This is a genomic window from Bacillus sp. z14 (2026) (assembly GCF_058313575.1).
On sequence record NZ_JBZFQK010000004.1, the window covers coordinates 236,977 to 260,006 of the forward strand.

22 protein-coding genes and 1 rRNA gene are annotated in these 23,030 nt (G+C 38.2%); 15 read left to right on the plus strand and 8 right to left on the minus strand.

The genetic code is table 11. The features are described from left to right. Positions 1 to 22: 22 nt before the first annotated feature. Positions 23 to 151: a YfhE family protein gene (locus AC4G3O_RS15120; RefSeq protein ID WP_139892666.1), complete on the minus strand. Its 129-nt coding sequence runs from the start codon at positions 149 to 151 to the stop codon at positions 23 to 25. 131 nt (positions 152 to 282) lie between these two features. On the opposite strand from AC4G3O_RS15120, the gene recX reads away from it, so the two are divergent. Together recX and AC4G3O_RS15130 are read left to right on the plus strand one after the other, a co-directional pair. Then, positions 283 to 1,116: a recombination regulator RecX gene (recX, locus tag AC4G3O_RS15125; protein ID WP_139892665.1), complete on the plus strand. Its 834-nt coding sequence runs from the start codon at positions 283 to 285 to the stop codon at positions 1,114 to 1,116. A gap of 13 nt (positions 1,117 to 1,129) precedes the next feature. Next, positions 1,130 to 1,447, plus strand: a complete 318-nt coding sequence (locus AC4G3O_RS15130; protein WP_066107926.1) for a YfhH family protein — start codon at positions 1,130 to 1,132, stop codon at positions 1,445 to 1,447. A 42-nt stretch (positions 1,448 to 1,489) separates the two neighbouring features. Here AC4G3O_RS15130 and AC4G3O_RS15135 read toward each other — a convergent pair whose 3' ends face one another. Continuing rightward, complete coding sequence (locus tag AC4G3O_RS15135) at positions 1,490 to 1,651, minus strand: small, acid-soluble spore protein K (protein ID WP_306821562.1); 162 nt, start codon at positions 1,649 to 1,651, stop codon at positions 1,490 to 1,492. A gap of 84 nt (positions 1,652 to 1,735) precedes the next feature. Then, complete coding sequence (locus tag AC4G3O_RS15140; RefSeq protein ID WP_491136424.1) at positions 1,736 to 2,716, minus strand: metal-dependent hydrolase; 981 nt, start codon at positions 2,714 to 2,716, stop codon at positions 1,736 to 1,738. A 185-nt stretch (positions 2,717 to 2,901) separates the two neighbouring features. Between AC4G3O_RS15140 and mutY the strand changes: the two genes are divergently transcribed. After that, the gene (gene mutY, locus AC4G3O_RS15145; protein ID WP_148631060.1) at positions 2,902 to 3,981 is read left to right on the plus strand and encodes an A/G-specific adenine glycosylase; all 1,080 of its coding nucleotides are present in this window, start codon (positions 2,902 to 2,904) and stop codon (positions 3,979 to 3,981) included. Between the two features lie 73 nt (positions 3,982 to 4,054). Here the strand turns inward: mutY and yfhS are convergent, their stop codons facing one another. Further along, positions 4,055 to 4,279 (minus strand): mother cell protein YfhS, encoded by a 225-nt coding sequence (yfhS, locus tag AC4G3O_RS15150; RefSeq protein WP_066107915.1) that lies wholly within the window; start codon positions 4,277 to 4,279, stop codon positions 4,055 to 4,057. A 138-nt stretch (positions 4,280 to 4,417) separates the two neighbouring features. On the opposite strand from yfhS, the gene AC4G3O_RS15155 reads away from it, so the two are divergent. From AC4G3O_RS15155 to AC4G3O_RS15170, 4 genes are all read left to right on the plus strand, one after another. After that, a complete protein-coding gene (locus AC4G3O_RS15155) occupies positions 4,418 to 4,612 on the plus strand; it encodes a gamma-type small acid-soluble spore protein (RefSeq protein WP_225983705.1) in 195 nt (64 codons plus the stop codon). Between the two features lie 151 nt (positions 4,613 to 4,763). After that, complete coding sequence (locus tag AC4G3O_RS15160) at positions 4,764 to 5,018, plus strand: YgaB family protein (RefSeq protein WP_066107909.1); 255 nt, start codon at positions 4,764 to 4,766, stop codon at positions 5,016 to 5,018. Between the two features lie 355 nt (positions 5,019 to 5,373). Beyond that, positions 5,374 to 5,904: a nucleoside tri-diphosphate phosphatase gene (gene ntdP / locus AC4G3O_RS15165; protein ID WP_066107906.1), complete on the plus strand. Its 531-nt coding sequence runs from the start codon at positions 5,374 to 5,376 to the stop codon at positions 5,902 to 5,904. A gap of 56 nt (positions 5,905 to 5,960) precedes the next feature. Beyond that, complete coding sequence (locus AC4G3O_RS15170) at positions 5,961 to 7,709, plus strand: ABC transporter ATP-binding protein (protein WP_140462198.1); 1,749 nt, start codon at positions 5,961 to 5,963, stop codon at positions 7,707 to 7,709. Between the two features lie 604 nt (positions 7,710 to 8,313). Here the strand turns inward: AC4G3O_RS15170 and AC4G3O_RS15175 are convergent. The 3 genes from AC4G3O_RS15175 to AC4G3O_RS15185 form a co-directional block, all read right to left on the minus strand. Next, positions 8,314 to 9,396 (minus strand): FUSC family protein, encoded by a 1,083-nt coding sequence (locus AC4G3O_RS15175; protein WP_139892660.1) that lies wholly within the window; start codon positions 9,394 to 9,396, stop codon positions 8,314 to 8,316. Between the two features lie 539 nt (positions 9,397 to 9,935). Beyond that, positions 9,936 to 14,414: a glutamate synthase-related protein gene (locus AC4G3O_RS15180; protein WP_491136425.1), complete on the minus strand. Its 4,479-nt coding sequence runs from the start codon at positions 14,412 to 14,414 to the stop codon at positions 9,936 to 9,938. A gap of 326 nt (positions 14,415 to 14,740) precedes the next feature. Next, positions 14,741 to 16,033: a glutamate-1-semialdehyde 2,1-aminomutase gene (locus AC4G3O_RS15185; RefSeq protein ID WP_140462200.1), complete on the minus strand. Its 1,293-nt coding sequence runs from the start codon at positions 16,031 to 16,033 to the stop codon at positions 14,741 to 14,743. Between the two features lie 164 nt (positions 16,034 to 16,197). Between AC4G3O_RS15185 and AC4G3O_RS15190 the strand changes: the two genes are divergently transcribed. The 6 genes from AC4G3O_RS15190 to perR all read left to right on the plus strand — a co-directional run bounded on the left by AC4G3O_RS15190 (position 16,198) and on the right by perR (position 20,919). Further along, complete coding sequence (locus AC4G3O_RS15190) at positions 16,198 to 16,620, plus strand: potassium channel family protein (RefSeq protein WP_140462201.1); 423 nt, start codon at positions 16,198 to 16,200, stop codon at positions 16,618 to 16,620. A gap of 61 nt (positions 16,621 to 16,681) precedes the next feature. Continuing rightward, positions 16,682 to 17,152 carry a thioredoxin-dependent thiol peroxidase gene (bcp, locus tag AC4G3O_RS15195; RefSeq protein ID WP_139892656.1) on the plus strand — a complete coding sequence of 157 codons (471 nt, stop codon included), beginning with the start codon at positions 16,682 to 16,684 and terminating at the stop codon, positions 17,150 to 17,152. 119 nt (positions 17,153 to 17,271) lie between these two features. Continuing rightward, positions 17,272 to 18,381, plus strand: coding sequence for an aminopeptidase (locus AC4G3O_RS15200; protein WP_491136426.1), 1,110 nt, complete (start codon positions 17,272 to 17,274; stop codon positions 18,379 to 18,381). Positions 18,382 to 18,837: 456 nt separating this feature from the next. Then, a complete protein-coding gene (locus tag AC4G3O_RS15205) occupies positions 18,838 to 19,794 on the plus strand; it encodes a D-2-hydroxyacid dehydrogenase (protein WP_066107885.1) in 957 nt (318 codons plus the stop codon). A gap of 1 nt (position 19,795) precedes the next feature. After that, complete coding sequence (locus tag AC4G3O_RS15210; protein WP_066107883.1) at positions 19,796 to 20,347, plus strand: cob(I)yrinic acid a,c-diamide adenosyltransferase; 552 nt, start codon at positions 19,796 to 19,798, stop codon at positions 20,345 to 20,347. A gap of 128 nt (positions 20,348 to 20,475) precedes the next feature. Further along, a complete protein-coding gene (gene perR, locus AC4G3O_RS15215) occupies positions 20,476 to 20,919 on the plus strand; it encodes a peroxide-responsive transcriptional repressor PerR (RefSeq protein WP_066107879.1) in 444 nt (147 codons plus the stop codon). 57 nt (positions 20,920 to 20,976) lie between these two features. On the opposite strand, the gene AC4G3O_RS15220 is transcribed toward perR, so the two are convergent. Then, positions 20,977 to 21,333, minus strand: coding sequence for a YgzB family protein (locus tag AC4G3O_RS15220; RefSeq protein WP_066107876.1), 357 nt, complete (start codon positions 21,331 to 21,333; stop codon positions 20,977 to 20,979). Positions 21,334 to 21,474: 141 nt separating this feature from the next. Here AC4G3O_RS15220 and AC4G3O_RS15225 point away from each other — a divergent pair, with 141 nt between their 5' ends. Continuing rightward, positions 21,475 to 22,356 (plus strand): nucleotidyltransferase-like protein, encoded by an 882-nt coding sequence (locus AC4G3O_RS15225; protein WP_066107873.1) that lies wholly within the window; start codon positions 21,475 to 21,477, stop codon positions 22,354 to 22,356. A gap of 346 nt (positions 22,357 to 22,702) precedes the next feature. Continuing rightward, positions 22,703 to 23,030 (plus strand): 16S ribosomal RNA (locus AC4G3O_RS15230); the annotation flags it as partial.

Below are 23,030 nucleotides of genomic sequence, written 5' to 3' on the forward strand. Positions count from 1 at the left end.
TTCTGGTAAATAAAAGGTTAGTTTATGGACGAATTCCTTTAGATCCTGTAAACCCAGCCGCTCGATCTGCTGCTTTAAATTCCCTTTTGTAACGAACTTCTTGAGTAGAGGTCAGGCGATTTTTCATTTGATCTCGCTTTTTCTTATCCATGAACATTCTCCTTTTCAAAGTAGTGTCATTCCTATAATTTCCATAATTAAATGTTTTAATTCATTTTCTAAAATCAAAGAAAGGACTAAGATAAGGATATATGCTACATTAAAAGAGGAGGCGAGCTAACGATGCCACTTATCTCGAAAATTGAACAACAAAAAAAGAATAAAAATCGTTTTAATATATACATAACAGAAGAAGGACAGCCTGAAAGATACGCATTTAGTGTGGATGATGACTTACTTGTCCGCATGCGGCTATCGAAGGGGATGGAAGTCGATGAATTATCCATTATGGAAATTCAGTACCGTGACCATATCCAAAAAGCATTTCAGTCTGCTGTCAATTATCTATCTTATCGTATTCGTTCAGAGCATGAGGTTATTTCCTATTTGAGTGAAAAGGAATGGGAACAGGCGGTTATTGATGAAGTAATTCATAAACTGCGTGAGTATAGATATGTTGACGATGAGGAATATGCGAATGCATTTGTACGAACCCAAATGAATGTCAGTAAAAAAGGACCTGATGTCATCCGGACAGAGCTGCTCAATAAGGGAATCTCAGAAAAGGATCAGCAGACTGCATTAAGTCAGTATACGAATGATTTGCAAAGAGAAAATGCTGAAGAATGGGCCAGTAAGACATTAAAAAAAAGTAAGGGTTCCATGAAAGAAGCAAAACAGAAAACAATCCAATTTCTTGTACGGAAGGGTTTTTCAATGAGCCTGGCCAAATTGGTGACTGAAGAGTTAGCGGTTGATGATAAGAATGCTGAATGGGAAAGTCTTGTAAAAACAGCGACTAAATTTCACAGAAAGTATGCTCAACTGGATGACTATTCGTATAGTCAAAAAATGAAAACAGCTCTATTTAGAAAAGGTTTTGATATGGACTTAATTTCTCGTTTTGTAGAACTGGGCAAAGAGCGAATTGATAACGGAGATTTTGAATTGTACTGAGAGGGGTAAAGAAATGCAGGAGAAAAAATTCAGTGAGATGTCAGAGCATGAGCTTAGACAAACAATCGCAGATTTAAATGAAAAAGCAAGAAAGGCTGAGCAGCTTGGGATGGTTAATGAGTTTGCCGTACATAAAAGGAGAGCCGTTATGGCAAAGGCTTATACATTAGACCCGGCTGATATTATAGTCGGTGAAATGTATGGTATAGATGGAGCGCCTGGAGAATATTTTAAGGTGGAGTATTTAAAAGGTGTGTTTGCCTGGGGGTATCGTCTTCAACAAAATGAAGAAGAAGGGCTGCCTATTTCCTTGCTAATGAAATTAAAATAAAACGAGAAAAAAAGAGCTTTCTGTAGAAAGCTCTTTTTGAATTTATTTAGAATCCCGTTCTCCAGAGGCATGCATTCGCTCCTGTGGACGAGTATTTGTAGTGCCATCTGCTCGTTTTGAAGCATACTCTGGTTTGGCTCGGGGTTCCCCATTAAATTTATTATCATGCTCATAAGGAAAGCCTTTTGCTTTATTTCTCAAGATTCTCTCACCTTTCATTCTGGGATGATGGATGCCTTATTAGTATTCTAAAATGGCTCCCACCCATTCATGAGAAAGCTTTCCTGATTATCCAGTAATCATATTTAGTTTCTTTTGAAGCTTTTCTTCTGTAAAAACCCATCCAGTAAATGAGTTGATAATAGTTAAATCATCATCTAAATGAACGACAGCCACAAAGGGATATCGTCCTCTGCTCCGATAACGTAAATCAATGAATCGGACAATGTGCATTCCCTCCTGATAGTCCATTTCCCATCGGTATACCGGAGAAAAAGATACAAAGGCAGAGAGATTCACATCCTTTAGAGCAGCATCCAGAATTGGACTTTCCGGTAAAGGAATACGATCAAATTTATCGTAAAATTGTATTTCACGATTTTCAGCTCCCCCAACATAATATTTATCAGGCGTTGTAACAGCTACCTTCCAGCGGTGATAACGCATGGTTGGGGAAAGCGTAATTCGCCGAGCGTCAGGGATTTGTAAACGAATTCGAGCTTTTAAGCTTCTAGATTCTGTAATCCGAGCGATATAATAACCGATAATAATTACATACATTATTAAGAATATAGTTCCTGGATTAAAGCCGAATGTCCATAAAATAAGACCTACAATATGAATTCCAAAGATAAAGGGATCAAATGTATTAATAATCCCGAGCGCGACCCATCTTGAGGACAGGGGGCTTAGAGCCTGTGTACCATAGGCATTAAATATATCTACAAATACATGCAAAAATACAGCGAAAAAGGTCCACAACCATAAATGTAAGGTATTCGCTTCAGGAATAATAAGGGCAATAAGAGCCGTAATTAATATAGGCCAGAGAATTACAAATGGTATGGAATGTGTCCTTCCGCGATGATTGCGTATATATACTGCATTATTTTTCATTTTTAGAACTGTATCTATATCAGGTGCCTGGGAACCAAGGATTGTACCGATCATAACGGCCGTTGCTGTTCCTGTGTGGGAGGCGACCTCAGGATCCAAGGTGGCTAACCCGCCAAGTGCTATACCCATTACAAGATGAGTACCGGTATCCATAATACATCCTCCTTTTCTACTGACTTATAAAGGAAACCACTATTTTTATCCAATATTAATTACTTTTCATACCAGTCATGTTGTTTTAAAATGAAGGGAATCAAAAAATCATGGGTAAACCTACTCAGTATGATTACTTAATTTATTCCCTATTCCATTAATTTTTAACATAAACAGGAGGAAACGTGAAGACACTTGTAAGTTGCAATATAGAACAATTCAGAAAAGATCTTATAGATTGGTTTATTCAGGAACAAAGACAGCTCCCATGGCGATTAAATAAAGATCCCTATCGTGTCTGGGTTTCTGAAATTATGCTTCAGCAAACTCGTGTTGATACTGTTATTCCTTATTACGAACGTTTTATGGAATGGTTTCCGACGCTTGATGATTTTGCTGATGCTGATGAGGAAAAATATTTAAAAGCATGGGAAGGTCTAGGCTACTATTCTCGGGTTCGTAATTTGCATAGTGCAGTTAAAGAGGTAAAGGAAAACTACGGCGGAATTGTGCCAAACACTCCTGAAGAAATTAAAAAATTAAAAGGTGTCGGTCCATACACTGCCGGTGCAATATTAAGCATTGCTTATGGTGTTCCGGAGCCTGCAGTTGATGGAAATGTCATGAGAGTCATTTCCAGGATATTAGAAATATATGATGACATAGCAAAGCCTGCCACCCGCAAACTATTTGAGTCAGCTGTACGTGAATTAATTGATCCCGAACATACGTCAGAATTTAATCAGGCATTGATGGAACTTGGCGCTCTTATATGTGTTCCCGGTAAACCTGCATGCTTATTATGTCCGGTAAGAGAGCACTGCTGGGCATTTGATAAAGGAATCCAACAGGAGCTTCCGGTAAAAACGAAAGCTAAAAAGACCAAAATTGTTCATTTATCGGCAATTGTGATAAACGATGAAAGTGGAAGAATCCTGATTAGGAAGCGGCCGGAGACAGGTCTTCTCGCGGGATTGTGGGAATTCCCAAGCTATGAAACAACAGGAGATGTTAAAGTACTTAAAGAAATGGTTGCGGAACAGAATCAAGTTGAATTAAATCAATTAACTCCAATCGGTCATATCAATCATGTATTTTCACATTTGACATGGGAAATTGATATCTATACAGCCACTGTGAATAATTTGGAGAACTTTAAAAGCAATACACATAAATTAGCATATGTGAAAGATCATGATTTTCAACAGTATGCTTTACCTGTATCTCATCAAAAAATTTATGAAACATATGTATTTAATGGTTAAAAAATAACCCGGCATCAGCTACCTGCGAAAAGATAATAATCTTCAGGTATAGCTGATGCCGGTTCTATTTTAATTAATCGTAGGAAACACGCGTTCCTTTTGTCCAGGTTGCTTCCTGTCTCTTCAGGCCGCCTCTTCTTTCAATTTCCTCAATAATTTCTCTTTGAATGGTATGTCCCTCTATATTTAAATAGGGCATAATCTGCTGAAATGAATGATGGTAAAATTCCAGTTCATCTTCCTTCCATTCACTTTTAGGAATCATGGATAACTCTGACATATCTCTTCCTACAAACATAATAAAGCCTCCTCTTTTCCTGTTTTAAATTTCTATATAGGATGCCGCTATATAGTGAAGCAAAAACAAGGAAAAAAATAGAAACACTCTTTTTGTATATGAAAACCTCTGTTGGATACATTAATAGGTGTGGAGGTGATATTAATGGCTAACAACAGTTCAAAAACAAATGCAAATCAAGTGAGACAACAAAACGCACAATCTGCAGGTCAAAGCCAAGGTCAATTTGGTTCTGAATTTGCAAGTGAAACTGATGTGCAATCTGTGAAACAAGCAAACGCGAAAGCAGAGAAAAACAAAGCTAAAAACTCCGGTAACTCCGGACAACAATAATGTAAAACCTTTAATTAAAGCACTTGCCCGTAGCGGGCGAGTGCTTTTTAACGGCTCGACAAAACCTCTTAGAAGGCTACAGAAAAAGTCAAAGGTATTTTCTGCTTATTAGAGAAATGTATTATTATACTGATTTTGGGTGGTGTAGAGCATGAAGAGTTTTGAAGAGTTAGTTAATGAACAAATGGTCATTATGGATAAGCTTTTACATATGCAAACAGAACTTGACCGTTATATGGAGCTAGAGGAGGAACTGAGGAATCGAAAGAATGATGAAGATTTACTATGTGTCCAGGACGATATAAGTGAGATGAAAAGAGAATTAGATACAATCCAAACGATATTTATGCAATTAACAGAAAAAGTGATTGAAAGCTATCAGTCAAAATCTGCCCCGAAACTATAAAATATAAATACAATTCATCATTATTTAGGGCATCTCTATAGGTGTTCTTTTATTTTTATTCTCCGCTTCTGTTTCCTTCATTCATTATGACTCATGTTTGTAAACGATTAATTTTGGTTATAGGATTAATATTTCATTCTAAAAAAGAGCTGGTTAATGGCGATTTGTTTAACAATTTATAGCTTATCCGCTTTTCATGGTGGCTCTTTGTTTTAAAATTGTATGTGAATCGTTATAATAATAGAAGAATACGGAAAAAAGCATCTTAATTTAACGGTTAATATATTGTCAATTTGAACACAGAGACGGTATATAAGTGCCCTGCCCTATAGGGAGAGAAAGTAGGTAATACAACGTGCGAGTACCGAGAGAAGGAGAAGAAATCCAAATACACAGTTACAAACATAATGGACATATACACCGGGTTTGGCAAGAGACGACCATATTAAAGGGTACCCAATTTATTGTAATTGGTTGCAATGATCGGACTCTTGTAACCGAATCTGATGGTAGGACATGGCTCACAAGAGAGCCAGCTATTACCTACTTTCACTCACAGTATTGGTTTAATATCATCGGCATGCTTCGTGATGACGGTATTTACTACTACTGTAATTTAAGTTCTCCATTTGTATTTGATGGGGAAGCGGTTAAATATATCGATTATGATCTTGATATAAAGGTATATCCCGATATGACATATAACCTGTTAGATGAAGATGAGTACGAAGAGCATAAACTTCAAATGGGTTATCCGAATGTCATTGACCATATTCTCAGGAGAAATGTGGAAAAGCTGATTAGTATGATTCGAGCGAAAAAAGGGCCGTTTTCTCAGGAGTTCGTTCATAATTGGTATAACCGATATTTAACAATTAAAAGTTGAAAAGAAGCCTGTCTCTTTTATGGACAGGTTTTTATGCTTGATGGGAGAGACATTTGATGAATAGTATAAAAAGATATATGAGGTTTGTAAGGCCTTATAAGTGGCAAATCATTGTGACAATCCTAATCGGGATAGTTAAATTTGCGATTCCTTTGCTGACTCCTGCCTTATTGGCATATGTGATTGATGATATAATCGGTGCCAATGCTTTGCAAAAAGGAGAGCAATTAAGGAAGCTCTATATGTTAATGGCAATCATGTTTTTCATTTTTGTGGTAGTTCGGCCTCCAGTAGAATATTACCGTCAATATTTTGCCCAATGGACAGCAAGTAAAATCTTATTTGATATCCGCGATAAAATGTTCAGTCATATACAAAAGTTAAGCTTTAAATATTACTCTAATGCAAAAGCAGGAGAAATTATCTCCAGAGTGATTAATGATGTTGAAGAAACTAAGAATTTTGTTATAACCGGCCTTATGAATGTTTGGTTGGATCTAGTTACAATTTTAATAGCAGTTGGAATTATGCTTACCTTTGACGTAAAATTGACCATTGTATCGTTGCTTCTGTTACCGCTCTACTCATTCTCCATTAAATATTTCTTTGGTAAATTAAGAGAATTAACCCGAGATAGATCACAGGCGCTTGCTCAAGTACAGGGCTATTTGCATGAACGTGTACAAGGGATGGCCGTGATTAAGAGCTTTGCGATTGAAGATCATGAGCAAAAGCAATTTAATAAAGTGAATGGAAACTTCTTAAAAAAAGCGTTAGCTCACACAAGCTGGAACGCTAAATCGTTTGCAGCAGTCAATACAATTACAGATATTGCTCCTCTAGTTGTCATCCTATTTGCCGGATACCAGGTCATTAATGGGAATATGACATTAGGGACTATGGTTGCCTTTGTCGGCTATATCGATTTATTGTATGGACCTTTGCGTAGATTGATGAACTCATCTACCACATTAACGCAATCACTGGCATCAATGGACCGTGTGTTTGAATTTTTGGATGTTCCGTATGATATTGAGGACAAGCCTGATGCACGTCCATGTAAAGATGTACAAGGGACCATTACGTTTGATCATGTATCATTCTCTTATGGAGAAGATGAGACTCAGGCACTGAAGGATATTAATCTTGAAGTGAAAAGGGGAGAAACAATTGCGCTTGTCGGGATGAGCGGAGGAGGTAAATCTACTCTGGTTAGCTTGATTCCACGATTTTATGATGTGACACAAGGGCGTATACTATTGGACGGAGTGGATATCCGAGATGTTCAGGTACGCTCACTTCGGGACAATATTGGAATGGTGATGCAAGACAGTATTTTATTTAGTGAATCGGTTCGTGAAAATATTTTACTGGGTAGGCCAGATGCGACAGATAAAGAAATCTATGAAGCTGCCAAAGCAGCAAATGCTCATGATTTTATCTGCAAATTACCAAGTGGATATGAGACAAAAGTAGGCGAGAGGGGCGTCAAATTATCAGGAGGTCAAAAGCAGCGTATTTCTATTGCACGTGTGTTTTTGAAGAATCCATCCATTATTGTGTTGGATGAAGCAACCTCTGCTCTTGATTTGGAAAGTGAGCATCTTATTCAGGAAGCACTTGAAAAGCTCTCCCGTGACCGTACTACATTTATAGTGGCTCACAGATTATCTACCATTACACATGCTGATCGAATTGTTATGGTTGAACATGGCTGTATTATAGAAGTGGGAACACATCAGGAATTAATGGCTAAACAAGGAGCTTATTATAGACTCTTTCAGGTACAACAGTTGGATGCCTAGCTGTTCTACTGAGGTATGTGATGGAGGGTATAATTGAGTAATCAAGTATATGATGAGCACGGGGGAAAGGAATGTATCAATTCCAACACGAGGCGCAAAGAAAGAACAAGATAGATAAGATATATGCCATTTTATTTATTATATCTATTTTGATAAACGTGATTTTATTGTTGATGGATGGTGATATCTTCCGGGGAATAACCGCTCTCTTAATTTATTCTACTATTCTTTACTATGATTTACGAAAAAAAGTTTGGGCAGTCATTTTCGTAAAATGTATGGTGTGGATGCATATAGTTTTATTGTTTATTATATTTCTAGTTATGATAAAAAATTGAACAGTAAGGAACTTTTTGACTAACTGGGATATACAAGTACAGCCACTTCCTTTCTGGAGGTGGCTGTTTCACAATTCAATAATAGCAACAATCCCTACGAAAAAATACGAGAATAAAGAACGGCATAGGTTTTGGATAGAAGGAGGTTTTTTGATCGAAAGGAGAACCACCTTTTTGACTATCAGATAAGATACAGTGCAAAACCAATGGAATGAAAAAGGCATCCCAAAGCCTTTTTGCTGGCCTTGGAATGCTTTAAGTGATTGTTATAATTGATCATCATCATTTATCTTGATCGATTTGTTCTCTGATTTGTGATAAGAGTGAAAACTGTTAACAAGCATTTCTAGATGCTCTAAGTAGTCACCATATTCAAGCATAGATGAAATTAGTGTAACCATATGGTAGTGGACGGGAGAATCTTCGTCTGTATTTAATCGAAAACCTTTAACAATATCAATCAGCAATTGTTTGTTATAAGTGTCCGTAGATTCCTCAAGCATTAGTCCCGGCTTTACTTTACCTATAAATTTCAGATGAATATGTTCATGTTTTCTCAACAACAAATCCAGTTGATGATGAACCTGGATTTGAAAATCCTCAGGCATTTGATGGAATTCGTTTTCAAAGCGATGTAATCTTTTTAAGATATCCAATGATCGTTTGTTTGTTGCTATCATATAACGGTAGATTACGAGTTTACGGGATTTGGCAACCGTATTTTTCCTGAAAGTTTCACGCTCTTCTTTATATAGAGCGTACAAGCTATCGGCCTTTGTGACATTCTCTTTAATACGATTAATGTCCTTTTTCATCATAATATGTTCAGTTGAGCTTCTAGAACCAATTCTGATCCATTGTAGAATATCGTCTGTGGTTGTGCTAATTCGTTTATAAAGCTTTGTCTCATACTTTGGAGGAAGAAAGACAAGGTTAACAATAAACGCTGATAGAATACCGATTAAAATGGCAGCAACTCTCCAAAAGGCGAATTCAGTAAAATTACCGTCTTGTTGCTCCATAATCAAGATTAAAGTTACAAGCGAAATTGTCAGTTGATTTTCATTTTTCAGCTGTAAGTTGATTACAATTGTTATAATGGCTGCCAAACCAATTAATAAGGGATCATTACCAAATAATAATACAAACGATATCGCGATTAGAAATCCGATAATATTCGCTTGTATTTGATCAATTAATGTCCTGTACGAACGGTATATGGTAGGCTGAACGGCAAATACAGCCGAAATCCCGGCTAGTACGGGAGCCGGTATATTAAATGCTGTCGCAACATAGATGGCTATCACAATGGCTATTCCCGTTTTAAAGACTCGGGCACCAACCTTCATAAATAATACCTCTTCCTTTTATTCATAGTTGTTTACGAATATTTATCTATTTTTATCTCGAACATGACTGTACTATACAGGGTTTCGTCTTCATGTTCAAGATATACAGGCAAAATACTTCTTTTGTTTACTTTCCCCTTTAGACTAAAAGGCATGCATTGAATACGATTTTTTCAAGATTCATCAGGTATACGCTATATGGAGAGAAGGAATATATAGATTTTTCGATGAAAGGTTTATGTGTTCATAAAATATAAAAAAGAATTGAGAAAGGCTTAATAGAAAGTTAAGAAATGAAAAGAAAAGAGGCCGCCGCTTTAATAAAGCGAAACGGTCTCTTGAGGTTCGAAAATAATGTATCATCCTGATATAAATTGATATATGGCCCATAACTGACCACCAGTCGCCTCAGCTTTACTCGTGTATTCTAGCTTCAACTCCTAGCCCCTCGAGTCATAAGGAATAGTCACTACGGGAGAAAAGCACTCCCTACGTGCCTCTTCTCTTATGCTTGTCGGGTCTGGGCAGTCGTTTCAGCCTTATTCTGTAGATACAGATGGGTCGGCTTGGGTTTTAACTGGGACGATTTGGAGGAAGTGCTGGCTTGGGTTGCCTAGCAATTGGGCCAGTTCTTCCGCTTCAGCCTGTTGACCATTTTCTCTAAGAATAGTTGTATAGCGTGTAAGTAGTTCAGTTACATCATTTATACCTGTTTCATTTAATTTTTCAACAGAGACGAGGGCTCCTTTTGCAATTCTGCGTTGGAGCGCATCTTTTGTAAGGCCTCGTTCAGGCAAATGACGTTGATAAATGACACCGCCTGTCATTCCTGCGCAAATCCATGGACCTGGGTCTCCAAGAACAAGTCCTCGGCCGTTTGTCATATATTCGAAGGCAAAGCCCTTAATATTTGAATAAACGCCAATGTTTCCATGTTCTTGTACAGGAATATCCCGTTTTAAAGAACCTCCGACAATCATGTCAGCACCAGACAGACGGATACCTGCGCGCGCATCAGCGTCACCCTGAGCAATTAATAGACCTTTTTGTGCACCATATCCAAAGCCTTTTCCGACGGAACCATTATAGAATTTGTCATCCTTGCCGATTCCTTTAAGAATTGCAATTGTTCCTCCAAATGAGGTTTTGCCGGTGCCATCCTGAGAACCGCCATCAACTGTTATCGTAATGCCTTCTGTATTGTATGCACCAAGTCCATTTCCAGGTATGGAACCTTTATAGGTTAGATTAACAGGATCCATTTTGACATAGGAACCATCTAATCTGCCTCTTACCCGGTGGCAGGAAACACGGCTTCCAAGTACGCGCTGAATAGAATTGATATTTTTAAATTGTCTGGATTGAAGCAGATCATTTACACTTGCATCCAGATATTCTGCACCGACTGCGGCCATTTGGACGATTAATTCGTCCTTTGTAGCAGCAGCTTCGAGATGTGTGATCTGGCCAAGCTCAATCGTTTTAAGTAAGTATTTTAAATCCAGCATTTCTTTTCCTTTTGTTTGTACTAATAAATCGGAACGCCCGACAGCTTCCTGGAGATTTGTGATTCCAAGTTCAGCCGCAAGTGTTTTTAATTCATTGCCAAAAGCACTGAATAGGTTGATGATTCCCTGGACGGCTAAATCAAATTGTCTAGGAACAAATCTCCTTAGCCCATGTTCCTTTGCTTCCACTTCAGAATCAATTTGAGTAGCAATCCCTACATGGCATGTATCCAGGTGGCAGCCTCGACATGTTGTACAGCCAATAGCAATCATAGAGAGGGTTCCAAAACCTACACGGTTTGCTCCAAGTAGCATAACCTTCAGTACATCCTTTGCACTTTTGAGGCCACCGTCAGCCCAAAGCTCAACATCCTGTCTTAGACCGGCTTCAAGCAAGGCATTATGAGCAGCTTTAACACCAATCTCCACTGGTAATCCAACGTTTTGAAGGGCATGGATACGAGCGGCTCCGGTACCGCCGTCAAATCCACTTAGCGTGATAATATCAGCACCAGCTTTTGCTATCCCGACAGAAATTGTCCCAATATTTGGAACAACAGGTATTTTAACAGCCACCCTTGCCTGATCATTGGCTGTCTTTAACTCATGGATCATTTGAGCTAAATCTTCAATAGAATAAATATCATGGTTGTTTGAAGGTGATATTAAATCGGATCCAATCGTTGCATTACGTGCTTCGGCAATTTTTGATGTTACTTTGGATCCAGGAAGATGACCGCCTTCACCCGGTTTAGCGCCCTGTCCGATTTTGATTTCAAGTAAATTAGAGGAATTCAGCAATTCCGCATTTACACCAAAACGACCGGAGGCAATTTGCTGACCGCGAGTTCGCGGGTATTTACCAAGCATATCTTTAATTTCTCCGCCTTCACCATTCATGCTAATCATATTAAGGCGATCGGCACCTTCTGCATATGCGCGAAAGGCTGTTTCATTTTGTGAGCCGAACGACATTGATGCAATTACAAATGGTAGACTGTGATCGCCAACACCAATATTCACTGTTTCTGGATCAACTTTTTGTTCGGTTTTCTTGAAATCTGTTAAATGGCGAATAGTTGTGGGATTTTGTTCTTCCTGTTCAGAGATTTTTTCTCCAAAGGCCTGATAATCTCCAGTTGAAGCCACCTCACCAATTGCTTTCCAGATTCGCGGGAACAGATGAAAGGTCTTGCCGACACGTTCTTTTTCATTGGCATAATCAATTGCACGCTGTTTCGCATCTTCCTTCAATTTATCAAAATTATAGATTAATTGATTGGATCCAAAGAAGTTCACGATTTGAAGGATGTCTGCTATTTCTTCCTGTAGTCCAATCGAAGAGAATAGTCGTCCATATCCGCGAAGTTCATGAATTCCAAGTGTTGAAATGACCTTTTCTAATCCTTTAGATAAAGAGTTATATAAATTAATTACTGATTTCGACTGCTCATCTGATACGGTACGGAACATATAATATGGATTAATCAAATTAGCTCCTAATCCGTAAATCACCACAATGTCATGCAAGTTACGAATGGCAGCAGAGCGAACTAAAATGGAACAGTCTCTTCGTTTTTCTGCTTTTACTAATGCTCTATCGACTGCTGCGACTACAAGGGCAGGATCCAACCATAATTGCTCAGCCTGATGGGATAGTTCATCATCTAGGCAAAGTAATCCACAGCCGTCAGTAACAAAGGTAAGAGCCTCTTTACTGATACGATCTAGAGCTTCCTTAATCGTTTCACCCTCCGTGAATGTCATGGATATCGTTTTCAATTCTTCTGTATCCATAAATAATTGGTGAATTTGTTCATAAGAAGGTTGTTTTGCAAACTGTGCACAAGTGTGTCCAGCTTTTCCTTCAGCTAATAGAGGCGTTAATAGCTCAATCACTGTGTTTACAGATTTTTCATCTGTAAACAGAGAAGGGCGTTTACCGATAATGGTTCGGGTCGAAAAATGTTCCATTTCTCGGTCGCGATCTATCGCAGGGTTTGTAACAACTGCAACACTTTCTTTAATAAAGTCTGCAATATTCTTACGCTCAGGATTGAGTGCTGCCAGTGGAGCATCGTGACCAAGTGAACGGATTGGTTCTGCACCTTTTTCAGCCATTTGTTCAATTAGTTGAATATGGTCACGTTCCCATCCGAAAGCTTTATATTGTCCGTTTTGGATTTTGTCCTCTTCCTGTGCAAAAGTATGCTCTTTTACATCAGGAGGATTTAAGCGATTACGAGATTCTGTAAAGTTAAGTCTCTTGTTAAATCTTTTGAATACTTCTTCCTGATAAGTGATATATTCATATAGTTCTATTGAATCGCCATTCCACTTTAATCCGACCTTTTCTCCTGGACCAATTGGTTTAGGATTGGCTACATATTCTGTTGGTGAAATAACACCTGGTTCAGAGCCAAACAAATAAGAGGTTGAAGTTTCCATCATCCATAAAGGACGTAGACCAAGTGCATCTACAGAGAAAGCAGCTTCATTGCCGTGGCGGGAAATGATTCCTGCCGGACCTTGAGCGAAATGGCCCCAGCTTTCACGCAAATACGTATATAGATCCTGAAGATGATCGGGATATTCCTTCATTTCATTAATGATTGGAGGGAAGACAATATCAAGTGCTTCAAATAGAGAATACCCCTCACGGTAGATGAATGTTTCCAATGTACGACTTAAATCCTGTGAGTCACTGCCGCCGTTTACTAATGGAACACCAACCATTTGCGCTTCATCGCGTAATTTGGCGATTGTATTGATTTCACCATTATGTCCAAGGACGCTAAATGGTTGTACGCGAAAAAAGCTGGATAGTGTATTAGTGCAATAGCGGTTATGTCCAAGTGTCATCGTTGATGCGACGAGTGGACTTGCAAGGTCTGGATAGTACTTAGGTAGAATATCGCCGGCTCCCATCACTTTGTAGATGGCATGATATTGGCTAAGCGAAGATACGTGGATGTGGTCATTTTTCTCAATTGTAATTGTGAGATCAAATAACAGAGATGAAAGGTCAGTTTGTTTTAAATCTTCTTTTGCTATAAAAGCAACTTGAAGAAATACAGGGTTTTCCTGTAATGCTATTGGTCCCAATGCATCGGTGGAATAAGCTTCATCAGATACATAAATTTCTTTTAAGTCTTTTTCGTTTGCCAGTTTGATTATTTCCTCAATAGTTTGTTGTTTCTCAGCCTCACGTTTAATAAAAAAGTGGCCCACTACAAAATGGTTATGATCCGCAAGGTCTGTATCAGCACCAGAGTTCTTTAGCTTCTCCTTCCATAATTGACGGGGGATATCTATGTGAATGCCGACACCATCGCCTTCGCCGTTAATAAAACCGGCCCGATGGTTCATGGTAACCAGGGCATCAATACACGCAAAAATATTATCACGGGTAGGTATTTTTTTCTTTTCAATACATGCAATAATTCCGCAAGCATCATGTTCTGATTCGTGGTAATTCATAAACGTACTAGGATTCCATCTTTTGTTCATACGTTGGGCAACTATAAGCTTGCGCCTATTCGATGCCGGTTCACCTCCTGCTTTAAACTTGTGGTTTTTTAGATTACTTTGGAAAACGAACGAGGAAGGAAATACAGTTTTGAGGGTAATAAATAATCAATACTAGTATGATTTATATTATCATTAGAATTTTCAGAAATCAATTAAATATACATTTTAGTTTTTTTGGAAAATAAACATTATCTGGTTATTAAAATCAAAATATCTTAATGTAAACGCTTTCAACAACGTTAAAACATCAATTCTACCGTGATTAGTAGAATTGATGATATGCATAAATATTCAAAAATTTGTATTTATAATAATTTGAATGCTTGATTTACAGCTTTAATAGTAGTTTCTATGTCTTCTTCTGTATGGGCTGTCGTTAAGAACCAGGCTTCATATTTTGATGGAGCCAAGTTAATCCCTTGTTCCAGCATAAGCTTAAAGAATCGGCCGAACACTTCGCCATTCGTAGCTTCAGCTTGAGCATAGTTACTGATATCTTCCTTAGCATCAGTAAAATAAACCGTTAATGCACCTTTTAATCGATTTACTTTAATAGAAACATGATGGTCTTCCGCTGCCTGAAGGATTCCTTGTTCCAGCATCGCCCCAAGTTGATCTAGTCGTTCATATACTCCTTCTTCCTTCAATACTTCAAGGCAAGCAATACCAGCTAGCATGGAAGCGGGATTTCCGGCCATCGTCCCTGCTTGATAGGCTGGGCCGAGGGGTGCGACTGTTTCCATAACCTCTTTTTTGCCACCGTAAGCACCAATCGGTAAGCCGCCGCCGATGATTTTTCCGAGCGCCGTCATATCAGGCTCAACACCAAGAAGGTTTTGTGCACCACCGTACATAAAACGGAAGGCTGTAATTACCTCATCATAGATAACAAGTGCCCCTGCTGCATGAGTAATGTCATTAATTGCTTCAAGAAAACCAGGGTTTGGTTCAACAATCCCGAAATTACCGACAATCGGTTCAACTAAAACGGCCGCGATTTCATTTCCCCATTTATTGATTGCTTCCTTATAGGCATCTATATCATTGAACGGCACTGTAATGACTTCCTGAGCAATGCTTTTTGGTACACCGGCGGAATCGGGAGTTCCAAGTGTGGAAGGGCCTGATCCGGCAGCGACTAAAACAAGATCGGAATGTCCGTGATAACAGCCAGCGAACTTAATAATTTTATCCCGTCCTGTATACGCTCGTGCTACACGAATCGTGGTCATAACCGATTCAGTTCCGGAATTTGTAAACCGTACTTTGTCCATGGATGGGATGGCTTCCTTAAGCATCTTGGCAAATTTAACTTCAAAAGGAGTAGGTGTTCCATAAAGAACGCCGTTTTCAGCTGCCTTTGTAATTGCTTTGGTAATATGCGGATGGGCATGCCCGGTAATTATAGGTCCGTAAGCGGCAAGATAATCAATATATCGATTGCCGTCAACATCCCAAAAATACGCGCCTTTTGCTCTTTCCATTGCAACTGGAGAACCCCCTCCAACGGCTTTGTATGATCTAGATGGTGAATTGACACCGCCGACGATGTGCTGCATAGCTTCAGCATGCAAACTTTCAGATTGAGCGTGGTTCATTTTATTTCTCCTCCTTCGTATGTAACTGCTTCATTTTAGCACTGGAATTCTTTGTTTGTACAACATGGTCACCTAAGCAATGGATTCGTGTACAAGCAATCATAGGTATGCCTGTAAGAGCGTATATATTACAAATGCGGTTGTAATAAAAAGGGGTGTTACCTTTGTTTTATATTATCCTTGCTGCGGTTGTTATCACGTTACTAATGAGTTTGAGAGGATTATTGATGCCAACAGACCCAACCCGGGCTGAACGGATATCACTCGATTATCTTTATTGGATCATTACGGTGTACTTCACTTTTTTAATAGGTTTCGGAATCCTATACGTATTGGTTGAAATGAAATTTGGAACGGTTATTCATTTGAATGGTTTACCTATTGAGGGAGGTTTGTTTCAAAAGCTTGCCTCTTCCTTCTATTTCAGTACTATGACTCTTCTCTCGGTAGGGTATGGAGATATGGTACCTGTAGGATTTGGCAGATGGATTGCATCAATGGAAGCTTTAATTGGATATGCGTTACCGGCAGCTTTTGTCGTAAGGACTGCCATAGACTTTGAACATGCAAAAACAACCCGAAATTAGGTATAGTAATAATAGAACGAGCTGTTCTTAATTATTTTTATCTAACAGGGGAGTGAGCTTTATGAGTAGTATAGTTGGTGAGAAGGCGCAGGATTTTAAGCTTCAGGCAAGTAATGGAAAAGAGGTTACATTAGCTGATTTTAAGGGGAAAAATGTAGTTCTCTATTTTTATCCAAAGGATATGACACCGGGATGCACGACTGAAGCATGTGACTTCAAGGAAAATCACACATCATTTGCAGAATTGGATACAATTATTGTTGGCGTTAGTCCAGATCCGGTTGAAAAGCATGAAAAATTTAAAACGAAATATGATCTTCCTTTTATCTTGTTGTCAGACCCAGAACATACATTGTCAAAAGCGTATGGAGTATGGGTATTAAAAAACAATTTTGGAAATGAATATATGGGTACGGAACGTTCTACATTCGTTATCAACAAAGAGGGTATAGTGGTAAAAGAGTGGCGTAAGGTGAGAGTGAAAGGGCATGTGGAAGATGCCTTAGCATTTATTAAAAATGAATTATCATAATTTAGATTGTGAGCAGGCATGAAATAATGCCTGCTTTCTTTATAAATAAAAAGCTCTCTGGAGGAAAAATATGTATATTGATAGTAGGTGTTTAATAAAGAGAACAGGGGAGATGACGTATGAAAGATCCACGAATTAAAAAAATGGCAAGACAACTGCTAACCCATTCTGTACGGTTAGAGAAGGGGCAAAAAGTGTTGATTGAAGGTCACTACATAACGAAACCTTTGTTGGTAGAACTTGTCAATCAAACGTATGAGCTAGGAGCATACCCATTTGTACAAATGCTCGATGATGAGATTCAAAAATATATGGCAAAAGGGTATAGCCGGGAACAGTTGGAAATCATGGCTAATTGGGATTTGAAAAAATTTGAAGACATGGATGCTGTCATTATTGTGATCGGAGAAGAGAATGATGCGGAATTTGCTGAGATTCCGTCAGAGAAATTTCAGCTGAGCGGAGAAGTAATGAAGCCAGTCGTTGATTACTATATTAATAATTGCCGTTGGGTATTATTGAACTATCCGACTAAATCACTTGCTCAAAAAGCAGGGATGAGCACAAGTCAATTTGAAGATTTTCTGCTTGATGTTTGTACAATTGATTATGCCAAAATGCAGAAGGCAATGGAGCCATTGAAATCTCTAATGGAGCAAACAGATCAGGTCAGAATCACGTCACCGGGTACAGATCTTTCTTTTTCTATAAAGGGAATTCCGGCAGTGATGTGTTTCGGAGAAAGAAATTTACCTGATGGAGAAGTATATACAGCCCCCGTTAAAAATAGTGTAAACGGAACGATTACCTTTAATACGCCTTGTCCTTATCAAGGGACTACCTTCAGAGATGTCAGTTTAACGTTTAAAGATGGAAAAATAATTGATGCAAGAGCAGATCAAGCGGATAAAATCAATAAAATATTTGATATAGATGAAGGTTCCCGTTATATTGGAGAATTTGCCTTAGGCGTAAACCCGTTAATAACAAATCCAATGGGAGATATTTTATTCGATGAGAAAATCTGTGGAAGCCTGCATTTCACACCGGGATTAGCCTATAAAGCAGCCGACAATGGAAATATATCTTCTATTCACTGGGACATGGTGCTTATCCAGCGAACTGAATTTGGCGGAGGAGAAATCTATTTTGATGGTCAATTGATTCGAAAGGATGGATTATTTGTACTACCGGAGTTAAAAGGATTAAATCCTGAATCACTTTTATAGTGATTGTTTTTAAAATCTATGGCAAAAGACCAAGCATAACAAGCTATTTTGAATAAGATAGAATCAGGGAATACCTCCTCATACAACTATTAGAAGGACAGCCGGAACTGGCTGTCCGTTTTTTTATTTAGTTTCTGCTTTTATGTGAGCTAGCTTAAAACGCTCGAGACATAAGTGGAGTTGCTGCGGATGCCAACAGGATGTAGGTCACAAAGGCGTTGTCACAGGACGTGGCGAATTTAGTCTTCGTTCATTGAACTAAACCGTTTCAGCTTTTTATGTAATCCGGCTTCGACTCCTAGCTCCTCGAGACATAAGTGTAGGCATTACGAGAGGAAAGAACGCCTCCCTTCGTGCCTCCTCTTATGCTTTTCGAAGCTGAACAGTCGTCTCAGCACTTTATACTGGTAAAAGATGTTATTATGTTAGTGATGTGTGGATGAAGGGGGTATTTGGATGAAGGTTGTTTCTGCAATTTATCCTCCGGGGGAAATTAGGAAACGTTTGATTGAGTCATACAAAGAGCATGAGTTTCATTTTTGTAAAGGTATCAAAAATGCAGGTTCTGTTATTAAGGATATGGATGTGCTCATAACATATGGAGAAGATGTGGATGAGGAAACAATCGACCAGGCGTTACGCTTGAAATGGATTAGTGTAATGTCAGCTGGGATTGAAAAATTGCCTTTCGAAAAAATTAGAGAAAGAAATATCCTGGTAACAAATGCGAGAGGGATTCATGCGATACCTATGGCAGAGTACGCCATGGGGATGATGCTTTCATATATAAAGCAATTCCCGATCATGGCAGAGAATAAAGATAAACGTATATGGGACAAGAGGCTACCTTTCGGTGAGCTGAATGGGAAAAATCTTCTTATATTAGGTACTGGCGCAATTGGAGAAGAGATAGCTAGATTAGGAAAAGCCTTTCGGATGAAAACGATTGGGATGAATCGCAGCGGGGTTTCCGCCAGTTCATATTTTGATGATATTATTACGATGTCTCAAATTGAGGATGCTCTCCCGAATGCAGATTTTATTATATCTGTACTACCTAGTACATCAGAAACTAAGGACCTCTTGAAATACAAACATTTTGAAATGATGAAAAATATAGCTATGTTTATCAATATTGGTCGTGGAGATTTAATTAAAGAAGACACGATACATGAGGTGTTAGAAAATCAAGTTATAGGTCATATGGTGCTTGATGTTTTTCCGAATGAACCGTTAAATGAAGATAATAAGCTATGGTTATATCCTAATTTGACTATCACACCGCATATTTCTAGCGTTTCAAAAAATTACTTGCCACGCGCATTTGATATATTTGAGCAGAATTTTCAGCGGTTTGTTAATCATAAGGATGATAACTATGTGAATAAAATTGATGTAGGAAAGGGGTATTAGAATGAAAATTTATACAAAAACCGGAGATAAGGGTCAAACCTCTCTTGTTTATGGTACGCGTGTATCCAAAACTGACCAACGTGTAGAGGCGTATGGAACATGTGATGAAGGGAATTCTATGATTGGACTTGGGATAAGCTATTTAAATGATGTAGAGTTCTCAGGGAAAGATAAGTTATTAGAGGAGTTCCATAAAATACAAACTGATTTATTTCACGTTGGTGCAGAACTAGCTACTCCATACGGCAAAAAAGTTGGCTGGGTTATAAAAGAAGAGTCGATTGATGAATTGGAAGCCTATATTGATGAACTTAATGAGGAATTACCTCCATTCAAGAATTTTATACTTCCAGGTGGACACCCAGCTGGAGCAGCTTTTCATGTGGCGAGAACAGTGATACGTAGAGCTGAACGAAATTCAGTTGCTCTCGGAGAAGAGGTAAATCCTTTAGTTATAAAATATTTGAATAGGTTATCCGATTTCTTGTTTATTGTTGCCAGATATGTAAACTATAAATTAGGAAAAATGGAACCAACTTTACATAATTCTTGAGACAAGAGTTTCCAACACCTGGATATAATATATCTGAATGAGGTGCTGGAAATATTGACAACTCAACCAATCATCAAGTAAACTTATTGTAACAATTACAAAGTGAGAATAATATAAAAAAGGAGTGCATGACGGTGTCTCAACCACAACTTAAAGAAGCGTTAGATACTTTGAAACAAACTGGTGTCCGCATGACTCCGCAACGTCATGCCATACTCGAGTATATAATAACTGCCCATGCGCATCCAACAGCTGATGATATATATAAGGCGTTGGAAGGCAAGTTTCCTAATATGAGCGTAGCGACAGTATATAATAATTTACGTGTGTTTAAAGAGGTTGGCTTAGTAAAAGAGTTGACGTACGGAGACTCATCCAGTCGATTTGATTTTGTGTCATCAGATCACTATCATATAATTTGTGAAAAGTGCGGAAAAATAGTTGATTTTCATTATCCAGGTCTTGATGAAGTGGAACATCTTGCATCGCATGTTGCGGGATTTAAAGTAACACATCACCGAATGGAGATTTATGGTGATTGTCCGGAATGTTCTGCTAAAGAAGTTCATTAAACCAGATAGGGAAGTTAAATAAAAAGAAAAAGCTGGACGTTTGCCAGCTTTTTCTTTTTATTTATTTTTTAACTTTTTCTTATTGTAATCCTCGTTAAATTCTTTACCTTCCAAGTCTTTATCAAGTGTTAATGGTTCTTTACAGTACATACACATATCCACTCTGCCTAATATTTTTGTATATTTATTACAATTTGGACAAACAACTTGAACAGCTTTTGTGGAGAGCATACCTATCCAGAAATAGACGGCCATACTTGCAAAAATAGCTAATAGCCCGAGTACCATAAAAATAGTCATAACCAGTGGTGAGTTTCTAAAGAAAATACCTCCGTACATTATGATAAAGCCTATAAAAATTAAGCTGAGTGCAAATGTTCGTATTTTATTTATCTTACTTGAATACTTTGCCACCGTTTTTCCCCCTTTTATCTTCTATAATATACCATAATATCCAAAGAATTTAATAACAATAGATATTAAAATAGTGGCAGGAGTCTGTCGAATATTGTTGAATAGATAAGGAGAGCGAATTAAATTGTGGAGGAATGGAACATGGAGGATATCCTAAGACCCGTTTATCAAGAAAGAGCCAGCAACCCGGATACAAAAGGAGTTTTATTAATTGAGAAGAACTCTCCTGAGAGTTCAATTACAGATACATTTGATTACATTTTATTAATCATTACAGATAGTAAGGATAAGCAACCGGTCTTTATTAAACATTATGCTTACGAAAATAAAAAATCAGCACTCCACATCGTAACAGATGAAAAGTTAAACGAGTGGAGGTTATTAGGATCCAATAAAAAAATTATTGATTGGATATACCATGGGAAAATTGTTTTTGACCGTAATGATTATCTTGCCTCATTAAAAAGAGAATTAAATGAATTCCCTTTCTATGGAAGGAAAGTAAAAAAAGGTATAGAGTTTGCGCGTTTAATTAGAAGTTATATGGAAGGTAAAGAATTGTTTGATCAAGGGAACTCTCTAGATGCGTATAATCAAATAATCCATGCACTCCACCACCTTGCAAGATTAGAGATCATTGAAAAAGGGTTTCACCCAGAAGTAACTGTATGGAATCAGGTGAAGCAAATTGGTCCTGATATTTATAAATTATATGAAGAGCTGGTTTTTAGCGAAGAAAGTCTTAATCAAAGACTAGAACTTCTTTTCCTTGTTAGTGACTTTTTTATTCATACAAGAACAGAATCCGGGTCTGGGCATATATTAGAAATTATAGGTGAAAGAGGAGAAGAGTACTGGTCATTTGATGAGCTGTATGGACATCAAGAGTTATGCTATTACGGAGAGGACTTAAGGATATTAATTGAGTACTTGATTGATCGTGGCTATATTGATGTTGTACTAGAAAACACTAAGGGAGCAAAGCTTTTTCATAGGTTTTATAAAATTCATAAAGAAATTTAAAAAATTATATTGACCAAATGATTTTAGGGTGGTATATTAATAAACGTCGCCGCTGAGGTAAACAAAACGAAGCGAGACGGCAAAGAAAAAATGAAAAAAGTTGTTGACTTACGATTCTAACGATGATAAGATAAGAAAGTCGCTCTTTTACAAACGAGCTTGAAATGTTAGTAAATTACATTAAAAGAAATGCTTGACAACAAAAAGTTATCTTGATATAATGTAAAAGTCGCTAACACGACAGATTGTTCTTTGAAAACTAAACAAAACGAAACGCCAAGCAAGTCTAAAAAAGAGATTTTTAAAATCTCGTCAATTTGCTTTAAAATTTAGCTAGATCAAACATCTTTCGGAGAGTTTGATCCTGGCTCAGGACGAACGCTGGCGGCGTGCCTAATACATGCAAGTCGAGCGAATCTGAGGGAGCTTGCTCCCAACGATTAGCGGCGGACGGGTGAGTAACACGTGGGCAACCTGCCCCTAAGATTGGGATAACTCCGGGAAACCGGTGCTAATACCGAATAGTTTCTAACACCTCATGGTGTTAGAAGGAAAGTTGGCTTCGGCTAACACTTAGGGATGGGCCCGCGGCGCATTAGCTAGTTGGTGAGGTAACGGCTCACCAAGGCAACGATGCGTAGCCGACCTGAGAGGGTGATCGGCCACACTGGGAC

Excerpts from the sequence above, each read along its gene's own strand:
- AC4G3O_RS15170 (WP_140462198.1), top strand. The coding sequence starts at position 5,961 with ATGAATAGTATAAAAAGATATATGAGGTTTGTAAGGCCTTATAAGTGG.
- AC4G3O_RS15185 (WP_140462200.1), bottom strand. The coding sequence starts at position 16,033 with ATGAACCACGCTCAATCTGAAAGTTTGCATGCTGAAGCTATGCAGCAC.
- AC4G3O_RS15210 (WP_066107883.1), top strand. The coding sequence starts at position 19,796 with ATGAAAATTTATACAAAAACCGGAGATAAGGGTCAAACCTCTCTTGTT.
- AC4G3O_RS15225 (WP_066107873.1), top strand. The coding sequence starts at position 21,475 with ATGGAGGATATCCTAAGACCCGTTTATCAAGAAAGAGCCAGCAACCCG.
- AC4G3O_RS15140 (WP_491136424.1), bottom strand. The coding sequence starts at position 2,716 with ATGGATACCGGTACTCATCTTGTAATGGGTATAGCACTTGGCGGGTTA.
- AC4G3O_RS15120 (WP_139892666.1), bottom strand. The coding sequence starts at position 151 with ATGGATAAGAAAAAGCGAGATCAAATGAAAAATCGCCTGACCTCTACT.
- AC4G3O_RS15130 (WP_066107926.1), top strand. The coding sequence starts at position 1,130 with ATGCAGGAGAAAAAATTCAGTGAGATGTCAGAGCATGAGCTTAGACAA.
- perR (WP_066107879.1), top strand. The coding sequence starts at position 20,476 with ATGACGGTGTCTCAACCACAACTTAAAGAAGCGTTAGATACTTTGAAA.
- yfhS (WP_066107915.1), bottom strand. The coding sequence starts at position 4,279 with ATGTTTGTAGGAAGAGATATGTCAGAGTTATCCATGATTCCTAAAAGT.
- AC4G3O_RS15180 (WP_491136425.1), bottom strand. The coding sequence starts at position 14,414 with ATGAACAAAAGATGGAATCCTAGTACGTTTATGAATTACCACGAATCA.
- AC4G3O_RS15200 (WP_491136426.1), top strand. The coding sequence starts at position 17,272 with ATGAAAGATCCACGAATTAAAAAAATGGCAAGACAACTGCTAACCCAT.
- AC4G3O_RS15175 (WP_139892660.1), bottom strand. The coding sequence starts at position 9,396 with ATGAAGGTTGGTGCCCGAGTCTTTAAAACGGGAATAGCCATTGTGATA.
- recX (WP_139892665.1), top strand. The coding sequence starts at position 283 with ATGCCACTTATCTCGAAAATTGAACAACAAAAAAAGAATAAAAATCGT.
- bcp (WP_139892656.1), top strand. The coding sequence starts at position 16,682 with ATGAGTAGTATAGTTGGTGAGAAGGCGCAGGATTTTAAGCTTCAGGCA.
- AC4G3O_RS15160 (WP_066107909.1), top strand. The coding sequence starts at position 4,764 with ATGAAGAGTTTTGAAGAGTTAGTTAATGAACAAATGGTCATTATGGAT.
- AC4G3O_RS15205 (WP_066107885.1), top strand. The coding sequence starts at position 18,838 with ATGAAGGTTGTTTCTGCAATTTATCCTCCGGGGGAAATTAGGAAACGT.